At 74.6% G+C, this 12,300-nt stretch carries 12 protein-coding genes, 2 tRNA genes and 1 pseudogene; 11 read left to right on the forward strand and 4 right to left on the reverse strand.

Annotated features, from left to right (window positions below; translation table 11 throughout):
* Positions 1–41 precede the first annotated feature (41 nt).
* Positions 42–743 (forward strand): dienelactone hydrolase family protein, encoded by a 702-nt coding sequence (locus tag MTO91_RS00950; RefSeq protein ID WP_208818646.1) that lies wholly within the window; start codon positions 42–44, stop codon positions 741–743.
* Here MTO91_RS00950 and MTO91_RS00955 read toward each other — a convergent pair.
* On the reverse strand, positions 715–1,332 hold the full coding sequence (locus MTO91_RS00955; RefSeq protein WP_405420408.1) for a TetR/AcrR family transcriptional regulator: 618 nt from the start codon (positions 1,330–1,332) through the stop codon (positions 715–717). The two genes, MTO91_RS00950 and MTO91_RS00955, sit on opposite strands and share 29 nt — an antisense overlap.
* Positions 1,333–1,421: 89 nt before the next feature.
* Between MTO91_RS00955 and MTO91_RS00960 the strand changes: the two genes are divergently transcribed.
* From MTO91_RS00960 to MTO91_RS00975, 4 genes are all read left to right on the forward strand, one after another.
* Positions 1,422–2,468: an aldo/keto reductase gene (locus tag MTO91_RS00960; RefSeq protein WP_476653353.1), complete on the forward strand. Its 1,047-nt coding sequence runs from the start codon at positions 1,422–1,424 to the stop codon at positions 2,466–2,468.
* 91 nt (positions 2,469–2,559) lie between these two features.
* On the forward strand, positions 2,560–4,566 hold the full coding sequence (locus MTO91_RS00965; protein ID WP_476653355.1) for an acetoacetate--CoA ligase: 2,007 nt from the start codon (positions 2,560–2,562) through the stop codon (positions 4,564–4,566).
* A gap of 99 nt (positions 4,567–4,665) precedes the next feature.
* Positions 4,666–4,755: transfer RNA gene (locus tag MTO91_RS00970), tRNA-Ser, on the forward strand.
* Between the two features lie 69 nt (positions 4,756–4,824).
* Positions 4,825–4,897: transfer RNA gene (locus MTO91_RS00975), tRNA-Arg, on the forward strand.
* Between the two features lie 136 nt (positions 4,898–5,033).
* On the opposite strand, the gene MTO91_RS00980 is transcribed toward MTO91_RS00975, so the two are convergent.
* Positions 5,034–5,270, reverse strand: coding sequence for a CsbD family protein (locus MTO91_RS00980; protein ID WP_476653356.1), 237 nt, complete (start codon positions 5,268–5,270; stop codon positions 5,034–5,036).
* 84 nt (positions 5,271–5,354) lie between these two features.
* On the opposite strand from MTO91_RS00980, the gene MTO91_RS00985 reads away from it, so the two are divergent.
* The 5 genes and pseudogenes from MTO91_RS00985 to MTO91_RS01005 all read left to right on the forward strand — a co-directional run bounded on the left by MTO91_RS00985 (position 5,355) and on the right by MTO91_RS01005 (position 10,249).
* Positions 5,355–6,215 carry an endonuclease/exonuclease/phosphatase family protein gene (locus MTO91_RS00985; RefSeq protein ID WP_405420403.1) on the forward strand — a complete coding sequence of 287 codons (861 nt, stop codon included), beginning with the start codon at positions 5,355–5,357 and terminating at the stop codon, positions 6,213–6,215.
* A gap of 65 nt (positions 6,216–6,280) precedes the next feature.
* A complete protein-coding gene (locus tag MTO91_RS00990; RefSeq protein ID WP_476653358.1) occupies positions 6,281–7,699 on the forward strand; it encodes a serine/threonine-protein kinase in 1,419 nt (472 codons plus the stop codon).
* Between the two features lie 246 nt (positions 7,700–7,945).
* Positions 7,946–8,482, forward strand: a pseudogene (locus MTO91_RS00995) (AraC-like ligand-binding domain-containing protein); the annotation flags it as partial.
* Between the two features lie 208 nt (positions 8,483–8,690).
* A complete protein-coding gene (locus MTO91_RS01000) occupies positions 8,691–8,948 on the forward strand; it encodes a helix-turn-helix domain-containing protein (RefSeq protein ID WP_476654983.1) in 258 nt (85 codons plus the stop codon).
* A 41-nt stretch (positions 8,949–8,989) separates the two neighbouring features.
* On the forward strand, positions 8,990–10,249 hold the full coding sequence (locus MTO91_RS01005) for an acyl-CoA dehydrogenase family protein (protein ID WP_476654985.1): 1,260 nt from the start codon (positions 8,990–8,992) through the stop codon (positions 10,247–10,249).
* Positions 10,250–10,297: 48 nt separating this feature from the next.
* On the opposite strand, the gene MTO91_RS01010 is transcribed toward MTO91_RS01005, so the two are convergent.
* Entirely contained in the window at positions 10,298–10,690 is a 393-nt protein-coding gene (locus MTO91_RS01010; RefSeq protein WP_476653359.1) for a tautomerase family protein, read from the reverse strand.
* Between the two features lie 102 nt (positions 10,691–10,792).
* On the opposite strand from MTO91_RS01010, the gene MTO91_RS01015 reads away from it, so the two are divergent.
* Positions 10,793–11,239, forward strand: a complete 447-nt coding sequence (locus tag MTO91_RS01015) for a winged helix-turn-helix transcriptional regulator (protein ID WP_405420393.1) — start codon at positions 10,793–10,795, stop codon at positions 11,237–11,239.
* A 22-nt stretch (positions 11,240–11,261) separates the two neighbouring features.
* Here the strand turns inward: MTO91_RS01015 and MTO91_RS01020 are convergent, their stop codons facing one another.
* Complete coding sequence (locus MTO91_RS01020; protein WP_405420391.1) at positions 11,262–12,224, reverse strand: sugar-binding transcriptional regulator; 963 nt, start codon at positions 12,222–12,224, stop codon at positions 11,262–11,264.
* Between the last annotated feature and the right edge of the window lie 76 nt (positions 12,225–12,300).

The following is a 12,300-nucleotide window of genomic DNA, read 5'->3' on the forward strand; positions in this document are numbered from 1 at the left end:
CGGGGGTCGAACCCGGGCCCGTGCTCTGGTTGAGTGACGTCATGACGACGACCGCTGTCCGGACCGAGGGCGTGCCGCTGACCGACGGGGGCGAGCTGCGCCTGACCGTGGCCGAACCCGACGGTCCGGTCCGCGGCGGTGTCGTCGTCCTGCAGGAGGCCCGGGGGGTCACCGACTCCATCCGGCTGCTCGTCACCGGCCTCGCCGCGGACGGCTGGCTCGCCGTCGCCCCGCACCTCTACCGCGACGCCGGCGCGGGCGGCGACCTCGCCGACGGCTCCGAGGCCGCGGTCGCCGAGCACGTCGGCAGCCTCGAGCCGCGCCAGGTCATGGACGACTGCGACACCGCGTTCGGCTGGCTGGGCGACGTCGGCATCGAGGCCGACCGGATGGGTGTGCTCGGGTTCGACCTCGGGGGCACGGTCGCGCTGCACGTCGCGGCCAACCGCACCCTCGGCGCGGCGATCACGGTCGCGGGTGGCGGGATCGAGTCGTCCCCGTGGTCCAGCCTGCCCGCCCTGGTCGAGACCGCACCCGAGCTGACCTGCCCCTGGCTGGGCATCTACTCGGAGGCGTCCGACACCGACGCCGTCGCCCGCCTGCGCGACGCCGCGGCGTCCTCCGGGAAGGCGACCGACGTCGTGATCTACCCGAGCACCGGCTACCGCTTCGACGACGACCCGGACTCGGCCGCCGAGGCCTGGCAGCGGGTCCTCAACTGGTTCGACGCGCACCTGCGCTGACGAAGACCCCGGCGCGCGCGGCGGCCGCGGTCGCCGCGGCCGCACGGTGGGCGTCCGCGGTGTCCGGACGCGTCCCGCGGGTGAGGAGCTGGTGGTAGAGCGGGGCGGAGACCGCGCGGACGACGCCGGCCGGGTCGGTGCCCGCCGGTAGCTCGCCGCGGGCCACGGCGTCGGTGACGCACGGCTCCCAGACGGCGGTCCGGGCGTCGTAGAAGCCGCGCAGCGCGCGTGCGGTCCCGGCGTCGTCGACGGCGGCGCAGACCAGCGCGGTGAGCAGCGGCCCCTGTCGCGGGTCGGCCAGTGTGGATCGGACCAGCTCGGCGTTGGCGAGCAGGTCGCCGTCGAGCGAGCCGGTGTCGGCGCGCGGGGCGGAGGTCTCGATCATGTCGGTGACCAGGTCCTCCAGCACCGCGGGCACGCTGCCCCAGCGGCGGTAGACCGTCGTCTTGCCGACACCCGCCCGGCGCGCGAGTTCGGCGAGGTCCAGGCCCGGCAGCCCGAGCTCGATCAGGGCGTCGCCCGCCGCGGCCAGCACGGCGGACCGGACCCGCGCGGTCCGGCCGCCCGGCCTGCTCATCTCCGGTACCACGGCGCCCACCCTAACCCGTGACGGAACCGGAGTCCCGTTTGGCGTGCTGCGTTCTAACGGAACCACAGTTCCTTTAGAGGAGGACGGGCATGGAGTACCGACGGTTGGGTCGCAGCGGGTTGCAGGTCCCGGTCCTGAGCTTCGGCGCGGGCACGTTCGCCGGGCGCGGCGAGCTGTTCGGCGCGTGGGGGTCGGTCGACGTCGCCGGAGCGCGCCGGATGGTGGACCGGTGCCTCGACGCGGGGGTGACCCTGTTCGACACCGCCGACGTCTACTCCGACGGCGGGTCGGAGGAGGTCCTCGGAGCGGCGCTGCGGCAGCGCCGCGACGAGGTCCTGATCTCGACCAAGGCCGGCCTGCCGACCGGCCCCGGCCCGAACGACGCGGGCGCCGGGCGCCTCCACCTGGTCCGCGCCGTCGAGGACGCCCTGCGCCGGCTCGGCACCGACCGGATCGACCTGTTCCAGCTGCACGCCTACGACGCGGGCACCCCGCCCGAGGAGGTGCTCGCGACGCTGGACGTGCTCGTCCGGTCGGGCAAGGTGCGCTACACCGGCGTCTCCAACCACCCCGGGCGACGGCTGGTGCGGACCCTGGACCTGGCCGACCGGCACGGGTGGCCGCGGCCCGTCGCGCACCAGGTGTACTACTCGCTGGTCGGCCTCGACTACGAGTGGGACCTCATGCCGCTGGGCCACGAGGAGGGCGTCGGCGCCCTGGTCTGGAGCCCGCTGGGCTGGGGACGGCTCACCGGCCGGGTCCGGCGGGGCGCCCCGCTGCCCGCGGGCAGCCGGCTGCACACCACCGCCGAGGCGGGCCCACCCGTCCCCGACGACCTGCTGTTCGACGTCGTCGACGTGCTCGACGCGATCGCCGCCGAGACCGGCCGCACGGTGCCGCAGATCGCGCTGAACTGGCTCACGACCCGCCCGACCGTCAGCTCGGTCATCGTCGGCGCCCGCGACCTGGCGCAGCTGGAGGACAACCTCGGCGCGGTCGGCTGGCGCCTGGACGACGACCAGGTCGCCCGGCTGGACGCGGCCTCGCACCGTCCTGCGCCGTACCCGTACTTCCCGTACGAGCGGCAGGAGGCCTTCGCCCGGCTCGCGCCGCCGCTCGTCGGCGCCCCGGCCTGACCGTCCCCCTGTGACGGGCACCCTGTCGCGGCGGGCCGGAGTGGGGTCCGGCCACTGGTGCGCGGCCGGGGCCGTCGGGGATGCTCGGGGCATGCCGCCCGTGTCGTCGCCGCAGACCGTCACCGATCCGGACACCCCCGAGCTCCTGTGGAGCCCGGACCCGGACCGGGTGGCGGACACCGAGATCGTCCGGTTCGCGACCTGGGCGCGTGACGAGCGGGGCGCCCCGCTGTCCGACGTCACCGACTACGCGCAGCTGCACACCTGGTCGGTGACCGACCTGGAGGGCTTCTGGTCGGCGGTCGCCGAGTACTCCGGCGTGCTGTTCCACGACCGCCCGACGGCCACACTCGGCTCCCGTGACATGCCCGGCGCGCAGTGGTTCCCGGGCGCGACCCTCAACTACGCCGAGCACGCCCTGACCCCCGGCCCGGGCCGCGCCGACGACGACATCGCCGTCGAGTTCGTCCGCGAGGACGGCCTGGAGCGCACCGTCACCCACGCCGAGCTGCGCGACCAGGTCGCCCGCGCCCGCGCCGGGCTGGTCCGGGCCGGCGTCGGACAGGGGGACCGGGTCGTCGCGCTCGCCCCGAACTCCGTCGAGACCCTGGTCGCGTTCCTGGCGGCGGCGAGCCTCGGCGCGATCTGGTCGTCCTGCTCGCCGGACTTCGGCGCCCGCGCCGTGCACGACCGCTTCGCCCAGATCGAGCCCGCCGTGCTCGTCGCCGTCGACGGGTACCGCTACAACGGCAAGGGCTTCGACATCCGCGACAAGGTCGCCGACCTGCAGCGACAGCTGCCGACGCTGCGCGCGACCGTCCTCGTGCCCTACCTCGACCCCGACGCGACCCTCGACGGCACGACGACCTGGGCCGGGTTCACCGCCGAGCCCGGCCCGCTGGAGTTCACGCCCGTCCCGTTCGACCACCCCCTGTGGGTGCTCTACTCCTCGGGCACCACCGGCCTGCCCAAGGGCATCGTGCACGGCCACGGCGGCATCGTCGTGGAGCACCTGAAGGCGATGCGTCTCCAGCACGGGCTCGGGCCGGGGGAGCGGTTCTTCTGGTTCACCACCACCGGCTGGATGATGTGGAACTTCCTGGTCGGCGGCCTGCTCGTGGGCGCGACCATCGTGATGTTCGACGGCAGCCCCGGCCACCCCGACCTCGGCGCGCTGTGGGCGCTCGCCGCGCGGCACCGGGTGTCGCTGTTCGGGGTCTCCGCGCCCTACGTGCAGTCCTGCATGAAGGCCGGCCTGCGCCCCGGCGACGACCACGACCTCTCCGCGATGCGCGCGCTCGGCTCCACCGGCGCGCCGCTGTCGGTCGACGGGTTCCGCTGGATCGGCGAGGCCGCCGGGTCGCACATCCAGATCTGCTCGGTCTCCGGCGGCACCGACGTCTGTGCGGCCTTCCTCACCAGCGCCCCCACGGTGCCGGTGTGGCTGGGTGAGCTGTCCTGCGCGGCGCTCGGCTCCGACGTCCGCTCGTGGGCCGAGGACGGCACCGACCTGCTCGACGACGTCGGCGAGCTGATCATCACGACGCCGACCCCGTCGATGCCGGTCATGTTCTGGAACGACCCGGACGGCACCCGCCTGCGCGAGTCCTACTACGAGGACTTCCCCGGCAACTGGCGGCACGGCGACTGGGTCCGCCGCACCCCGCGCGGCTCCTACGTCATCTACGGCCGCTCGGACTCCACACTCAACCGCGGTGGGGTCCGGATGGGCACCGCCGACTTCTACGCCGTCGTCGAGAACGTCGGCGGGGTCGCGGACTCGCTGGTGATCGACACGACCGCGCTCGGCGAGCGAGAGGAGGGGGCCCTGCTCTGCTTCCTCGTCCTCGACGACGGCGTCGCGCTCGACGACGTCGAGCCGACCCTGCGCTCGCTGCTGCGCAAGGAGCTCTCGCCGCGGCACGTGCCGGACCGGTTCGTCGTCGTCGACGCGGTGCCGCGCACCCTGAACGGCAAGAAGTGCGAGGTGCCCGTGAAGAAGATCCTCGCGGGCACCGCGCCGGAGAAGGCGGTGTCGGCCGGCGCACTCCAGAATCCCGACGCGCTGACCCCGTTCGTGGCCCTCGCAGGGTCCTGACCTGCGCCGGACCGGGGTCCCCCGGCCAGGGGGACCCCGGTTCCGGACGGCCGGAATGCCCGTGTAGTGTTGCGCTCGCTGGTGGCCGTCAGGCACCGGGGAGGCTTCGCCTAGTCTGGTCTATGGCGCCGCACTGCTAATGCGGTTTGGGGTAACCCCCCATCCCGGGTTCAAATCCCGGAGCCTCCGCACCGGCACGGCGGTGGGGACACCGGTCGCCGGCCGACAACTGAAGATTGCTACGCTGGAGACAGCAACGCGCCCGTAGCTCAACGGATAGAGCATCTGACTACGGATCAGAAGGTTAGGGGTTCGAATCCCTTCGGGCGCACACATCAGGATCCGGCCCCGACCAGCACCTATGGTCGGGGCCGTTCTCGTGTCCGGATCGGCCGACTCGCACTCACGACTCTCGGCCCCGGCCACGTCGTGACCGGGGCCGAGGCGTCGTGCCGGCGGGAGCCGGGTCAGTCCTTCGTGAACGCGTCCTTGACCTTCTCGCCGGCCTGCTTCAGGTTGCTCTTCGCCTGGTCACCCTGGCCCTGGGCCTCGAGCTCCTTGTCGTCGGTGACCTTGCCGACGGTCTCCTTGGCCTTGCCGGCGAGTTCCTCGGTCTTGTTGTCGACCTTGTCGTCCGCTCCCGTGGGTGCCTCCTCGGCTCGGTCGTCACCGCTGTCCTGCGCCACCGCGGGGGTGTCGCGCACGGCGTGGGACCGGATACCACGCCGCGGGCGCGGGAAACTGCGGGTCCGTGTGCGGTTCGTCCGGTTCAGGCGGATCATGCAGGAGTGCCCGGCCGCCGTTCCCCCGCTGCGTGGTCCCGTCGCCTGCGGATGGCGGGCGTCGCCGGTGCGCTCCCGCTCCTGGTCGCCTGCGCGCCCGGGGCCGCGGCTCCCGCGTCGCCCGGCCCGCCGGACACCCCGGAGGTGACGGTCGTCCAGATGAACCTGTGCGACAGCGGGATCGCCGGTTGCTACACCGGGCGAGCCGTCGAGGCCGCGGCCGATCTCGTGCGGACCGAGGTGCCGGACGCGGTCACCCTCAACGAGGTGTGCCGCGCGGGCGTCGAGCGGATCGAGCGGGCGCTCGCCGGGGCCGCGCCGGGGTCGTCGACGTCCTCGGCGTTCCAGCCTGCCCGCGAGCGCGACACCGGCGCGCCGTACCGCTGCGCGAACGGTGACGAGTACGGCATCGGCGTGGTCTCGCGTGCCCCGTCGAGCGTCGCGAGTGCCGGGATCCACCCGGCGCAGGACCCGCGTGACCCCGAGGAGCGTGCCTGGCTCTGCCTGGACACGACGACCACGGGTGGCCGGCTCGGGGTCTGCACCTCGCACCTGGCCTACACCGACCGCGCCGTCACCCGTGCCCAGTGCGGGTACCTGTTCGACACCGTCGTCGCGGGCCTGCGGTCCCGCGCCGACGCCGGACCGGTCGTCGTGGGGGCCGACCTCAACCTGGGGGCGGCCGACGACCCCGACCTGCGGTCCTGTCTGCCCCCGGGGTCGGCACCGGCCGCCGACGACGGGGTCCAGCACGTCGTCGTCATCCCCGCGGCTGCCGCGGCACGGACCCGGGTGATCGACCTGGGCGGCACCACCGACCATCCGGCGCTGCTGGTCGCGGTGCGCCCCGAGGCCGGATCTGCGTAGCGCTGCGGATCGACGGGACCCCGCCGGCCGGTAGAACGGTCACACGACGCGGGAGGGGTGGGGTCATGGACCTGGCCGTCGGTGCGGTGCTGGGCGACTTCGAGATCCGGGGACGGCTCGGGGCCGGGGGGATGGGGGTCGTGCTGCGGGCCCACGACCGCCGCCACGGCGGCGAGGTCGCGCTGAAGGTGCTGCCCGCCCGTCTCGCCGGGGACCCGGTCGTCGTGGAACGGTTCCGGCGGGAGGCCCGCGCCGCGTTCGAGCTGCGCGACCCGCACGTCGTACCGGTCCACGGGTTCGGTGAGGTCGACGGCCGGCTCTACCTCTCGATGCGCCTGGTCGACGGCGAGGACCTGGCCCGTGTCCTCGCCCGGCGCGCGCCGCTGGAGCCCCGCCGGGCCGCCCGGATCGTCCGCCAGGCCGCGCACGCCCTCGACGCCGCGCACGCGGCGGGCCTGGTGCACCGGGACGTGAAACCGGCGAACCTGCTCGTCGTCGAGGACCGGGACGACTTCACCGCGCTCACCGACTTCGGCATCGCCCGCGCGGTCGGCCCGGACCCGGACACCGCACTCACCGAGACCGGCGCCACCGTCGGCACGCTCGCCTACCTCGCCCCGGAGCGGCTCGCGGGCCGCACGCCGGTCGACGGGCGTGCCGACGTCTACTCCCTGACCTGCGTGCTCGTCGAGATGCTGACCGGACGCACGCCGTTCCCGGAGGCGGACCCGGCCGCCGTGCTCACCGCGCACCTGATGGCCCCGCCGCCCCGGGTGACCGGGCGCCGGCCCGGCCTCGCCCCCGGCTGGGACGACGTCGTCGCCCGCGGGATGGCGAAGGACCCCGCCGACCGGTTCCCGACGGCCGGTGCACTCGCGGCCGCGGTCGACGCCCTCGCCGGGGACCGTCCCGTGTCGGACCCGACCCTCCGGGCGACCGCCCCCGTCCTCCCCGGGACCGATCTCGCGCCCCGTGGCGGCGGGCGGCGGTTGCCGGTCCTGGTCGGCGCCTGCCTTGCGGGGGCGGTGGTCGCGCTCGGCGCGACCTGGGCGCTGCTGACCGTTCCGTCCGGCGCGCCGCCCGCCGGGCAGGGTGCCACGGCGACGACCGGACCGGTGCAGCCCGCCGAGGCCACGACCACCCTGCCCGCCGCCGACCTGGGCCTCGGCCGCTCGCTCGCACCGGTGTCCTGCGCGGCGCCGGCGGACCTGGTCGTCGTCGGCGCGGCCGTCGACCCCGCGCGCTACCGCGAGGACGTGTCCGAGCACCTGCGCGCCCACCCCGGCGCGAACTACCTGCTCGCCGACGGCAGCTGCGTCCCCTTCCGGTCCCGGACCGACGCGGGCAACCCGATCTACGTCTCCTACCTGGGACCGTTCGCCGACCGAGGCGACGCCTGCGCGGCGCTGGCCCGGGCCGGCGGCGACGCCTACCTGCGCCCGGTCACCGGCCCGGTCGGATCGGCGGGTCCGCGGCCCTGCTGACCCGCGAGCCGGGTCGTGACCCGGAGTTCACCGGCGGAAACACCGATGTGCCCCGGAGCGGTCATGCTTCGCGCTCACCCCGCGCACCCCCGACGGGACCTGGGTTCCGAGGCGGCTGCGGGATAGTGTCCTGGCTCACGGCGCCGACGCCGGCGGAGCCGATGCGAGCTGTCGAGGAGGCCCCGAGTGCGCTACTGGACCACTGAGGACCGCCCGGCCGGTGAGCAGTTCAGCTACTGGCGCGAGGTGATCTGCGAGGCGTTCACCCCGCTCGCCGCGGAGCTGCCCGGCGCGCGGCGGACCGGCCGGGCCCACGCGCGCGAGATCCGCAGCTGGGTGCGCTCCAGCAGGCTCACCGCCACCAACTGCGCCGAGGTGTCGTCGGCGACGCAGCTCATCACCCACGGCGCGGCCGAGGTGCGGCGCACCGTCACCGACCACGTGTTCGTGAACCTGCAGATCAGCGGCCACTGCGTGGGGACCCAGGCCGGGCGCCGCTGTGTCGTCGGACCGGGCGGCTTCGCGTTGTTCGACACCACCCGCGAGTACGCGCTGGACTTCGTCGCCGACGACCGGAGCGAGGAATGGCGCTGCGTCTCGTTCCGGGTGCCGCGCGCCCGGCTGCTGCCGCTGGTGGCCGACCTCGACGGCGCCACCGCGACGACCCACGACGGCGCCGCGCCCGGAATGGCCCGCATCGTCGCCTCCACCATGCTGTCCACCTGGAACGGCCTCGACGCGCTCGACCCGGCCGGCGCGGACGCCGCCGACACCGCCTTCACCACGCTGCTCGCCGCCGCGGCCGGCGGCACCGACGAGCTGCGCGACACCGGGCGCGCGGAGCTCGACGCGGGCCTGCGGGCCGCGGTCAACCGCTACCTGGCGGCCCACCTGCGGACCGGAGACACCTCGGCCGGCGCGGTCGCGGCCCGCTTCGGCCAAGGTGCACCAGCTCTACGAGGGCACCGACCGCAGCTTCTCCCGCACCGTCATGGCGCTCCGCCTCGACGGGTGCACCCGCGAGCTCACCGGTCCGGCGCGGACCGGCACCCTCACCGAGCTCGCCGCCCGCTGGGGCTTCGCGGACCTGTCCCACCTCAACCGGGTCTTCCGCACCCACCACGGCTGCCTGCCGTCGGAGTACGGCGACCGCGGCCCGGACGGACCGTGCACGCCGGTACCGGCCGCCGTGCACACCGGTTCGATCCCGGGACGGGGTGCGACGGCGACCATCGCGTCGCGTCCCTGACCCCAGGGTCCGGTCGGGGCCCGACCGGAAGGTATCCGACGATGACACTGGACTTCTCCCTCGACGCCGAGCAGCTGGCCCTGCGCGAGCAGGCCCGGCAGTTCGCCGACACCGTCCTGACCGGCGTCGAGGCGGCGATCGCACCGCACCCGCAGCCCGCCGAGCGGTTCTACGCCATCCAGCCGTTCTACCGGCAGATGGCCGAGGCCGGGTTCGTGAAGGCCCTCATCCCGGCCGAGTACGGCGGCGGGAGGTTCACCTCGCTGCAGTTCGTGCTCGCCGTCGAGGAGATCGCCCGGGTCGACGTCAACGTCGCCTCCGCGATCCTCGGCACCGGCCTGGGGCTCTACCCGATCGTCCACTTCGGCACCGAGGAGCAGAAGCAGCGGTGGCTGCCGGCGTTCTGCGGTTCGGAGCCGAAGCTCGCCGCGATCGCCTACACCGAGGTCACCGGCGGCGCGAACTACGACTCGCCGGACCCGAAGGTCGGGGTGCAGACCTTCGCCCGGATCGAGGGCGACGAGATCGTCCTCAACGGGTCCAAGCACTACACCACCAACGCCTCGGGCTTCGACGGCCAGGGCGCCGACCTCATCGCGGTCGTCTGCCGTACGGACCCGGCGCTGCCGCCGCAGGAGTCGCTCGCGATCGTCGTCGTCGAGCGGGGCACGCCCGGGGTGGAGATCACCGGCATGCTCGACACCATCGGCCACCGTGCCACGAACTCCCCGCGCGTCGAGTTCCACGACGTCCGCGTGCCGATCGCCAACATGACTGGCGGGCCGGGTGACGGCATGGAGATCGTGAAGAGCGCCTTCACCTGGACCTGCGCTCCGATCGGCGCGGCCTGCGTCGGGCGGATGCGGGCGGCCTTCGACTACGCCTACGAGTTCGCCCGGACCGACAACCGGTCGGGCCCGCACCCGGTCATCGAGTACCAGAACGCCGGGTACATGCTCGCCGACATCAAGATCCGCATCGAGGCGACCCGGTACCTGGCCTGGAAGGCGGCCGACCACTTCGACCGGACCGGCGGCAAGGACCGTGAGCTCGCGAACATCACGAAGATCTACGCCTCGGAGCGGTCGGTCGACGTCGTCTACGACGCGATGCGCCTGGTCGGGGTGGATGCCTACACGACCGAGACGCCGATCGCGGGGATCATGCAGGACGTCCTCTGCTTCCCCGTCTACGACGGCGGCAACATGGGCGTCTGGCGGCGGCACCTGCACGAGATGCTGATGGAGCCGAGCTACGACCCGCTCGCCTCGGCCGAGAACCGGCTCGCCACCGGGACCTGACCGCCCCGGGCCGGCCCCCGTCCCGAGGGGGCCGGCCCGCTCCCGGGCTCAGGGGTGCGCGGCGACCGGGTCGTCGGCGGCCTCGGGCAGGATCTCGCCGTCCTCCAGCACGTTGGCGCCCGGCACCTCGTGCAGGAAGATCGCCACGTCGGACTTCGCGTCCCCGGTGACCGCGCACCACGCGTCGGCGATCCCGTGCAGCAGCCGGGCCCGGACCTCGGGGGAGCGGCCCTCGCGGATCAGCCCGACCATCCGCGGGCCCTCCACCGGCTCCCCGGCCACGAAGACGCTGCCGGGCGGGACCTCGGTGAAGGTGCAGTGCACGTAGCGGGCGGGGGCACCGGTGACCTCGCCGTGGACCCTCGTCACCGCCGCGGCGACCTCGGCGCGGCGGGCCAGCGTCGCGTTCCCGGTGGGCACGGTGAAACGGTAGTAGGGCATCGTCGACCTCCGTGGTGGGACTCGAATCGAGTTCGACGGTAACGGGGCACCTGTGGGTCTGCAAGCTCGTAGGACTCGAAACGTGTCCTAGTATCGGGCGCCGTGAAGCACGACGAGCTCGGTGCCGCGTACTGCTCGGTGGCCCGCACCTGGGCGGTCCTCGGCGAGCGGTGGACGATGATGATCCTGCGCGAGTGCTTCCGCGGCGAGCGCCGCTACGACCACTTCCGCGACAAGCTCGGCCTCGGCAGCAACGTCCTCAACGACCGGCTGCGCGTGCTGGTGGAGGAGGGCGTGCTCGACCGCGTGCCCTACCAGGAGCGCCCGGTCCGGCACGAGTACCGGCTCACGCCCAAGGGCGCCGACCTCTACCCGGTGCTGGTGGCGCTGATGAACTGGGGCGACCGGTACGCCGTCGACGTCCCGCCGGTCCGGCTGGTGCACCGCGGCTGCGGCCACCCCGCCGAGCCCCGGCTCACCTGCACGCACTGCGCCGAGCCGGTGGCGTGGCGGGACATGACCGCCGAGGTCGAGCCCGACGCCTGGTGAGCACCACGGCGGGGCCGGTACCTCAGGCGCCGCCCGGCGGGTGCCGCCCATCGCCCGGGGCGAGCAGGGTGTCGGCCGTCGCCGCGTCGCAGACCAGGGTGTGGACCAGGCCCGAGCGCAGCACGGCGCGGGTGGCGTCGGCCCGCTCCGGATCCCTGACCAGGGCGATCACGTCGCCCGCGGCGCGCAGGTCCGCCTCCCCGGCGGCGACGAGCTGGTGCGCCGGTCCGCTGTCGAGGACCCGGCCGGCGCGGTCGACCAGCAGCCCGACGACCTCGCCGACCGCGCCGCCCGCGGCCAGTCGCCGTCGCTCGGGGGCGGTCAGGACGTCGTGCACGGTGGAGTGCCCGGCCCGCCACGCCCCGATCCCGACGACGGCGGTGTCCAGTGCGGCGCAGCGGGCCAGCGCGTCGGCGACGCCCGGCTGGGCCCGCACCGCGCGGGCGGTGTCGGCGTCGGGCAGCAGCAGGGGCGCGTAGACCGGGTAGGCGTCGCCGCCGCACAGCGCGGCGGCCCGGAACACCGCGGTGGCCGAGCCGTCGCGCCGCCACGGCAGCGAGTAGGCGCCGCACAGCTGCACGACCGTGCAGCGCGCGAGCCGGGGGAGGAGCCCGACGACGTCGTTGACCGTCCGGGACCAGGCCAGGCCCAGGACGTCGCCGGTGCCGACGGTCTCGGCGAGCAGCGCGGCGGCGAGCGCGGGCACCCCGCCGTCGTCCCGGGCGACCAGGGCGCGGCGCAGCCCGTGGGCGGCGCGGACGGCGGACGAGCGCCGCGCGTCGACGTCCGCGCCCGGGTCGATGTCGACCCGGACCAGTCCCCGCTCGCGGGCCGCGTCCAGCAGCCGGGCCACCTGGAACCGGCTGAGCCCCAGTTCGGTGCCGACCGCGATCCGGGACCGCCCGTGCAGCAGTACCTGCTCGGCCACCTCGGCCGCGAGCACCCGGCGGGCCGGGCCCCAGGCCGGTGCGTCGTCACCGCTCATCTGAGCACCGTAGCGTGCGCATCGGCCGGTGATGTTGACCTTCCGTGCCCGCGGCCGTGTACTCGACGGTGTTGGG

Source organism: Pseudonocardia sp. 2-7 (assembly GCF_056341085.1).

Excerpts from the sequence above, each read along its gene's own strand:
- MTO91_RS00990 (WP_476653358.1), top strand. The coding sequence starts at position 6,281 with ATGGACCTGGCCGTCGGTGCGGTGCTGGGCGACTTCGAGATCCGGGGA.
- MTO91_RS00965 (WP_476653355.1), top strand. The coding sequence starts at position 2,560 with ATGCCGCCCGTGTCGTCGCCGCAGACCGTCACCGATCCGGACACCCCC.
- MTO91_RS00950 (WP_208818646.1), top strand. The coding sequence starts at position 42 with ATGACGACGACCGCTGTCCGGACCGAGGGCGTGCCGCTGACCGACGGG.
- MTO91_RS01005 (WP_476654985.1), top strand. The coding sequence starts at position 8,990 with ATGACACTGGACTTCTCCCTCGACGCCGAGCAGCTGGCCCTGCGCGAG.
- MTO91_RS01020 (WP_405420391.1), bottom strand. The coding sequence starts at position 12,224 with ATGAGCGGTGACGACGCACCGGCCTGGGGCCCGGCCCGCCGGGTGCTC.
- MTO91_RS00960 (WP_476653353.1), top strand. The coding sequence starts at position 1,422 with ATGGAGTACCGACGGTTGGGTCGCAGCGGGTTGCAGGTCCCGGTCCTG.
- MTO91_RS01000 (WP_476654983.1), top strand. The coding sequence starts at position 8,691 with ATGGCGCTCCGCCTCGACGGGTGCACCCGCGAGCTCACCGGTCCGGCG.
- MTO91_RS01010 (WP_476653359.1), bottom strand. The coding sequence starts at position 10,690 with ATGCCCTACTACCGTTTCACCGTGCCCACCGGGAACGCGACGCTGGCC.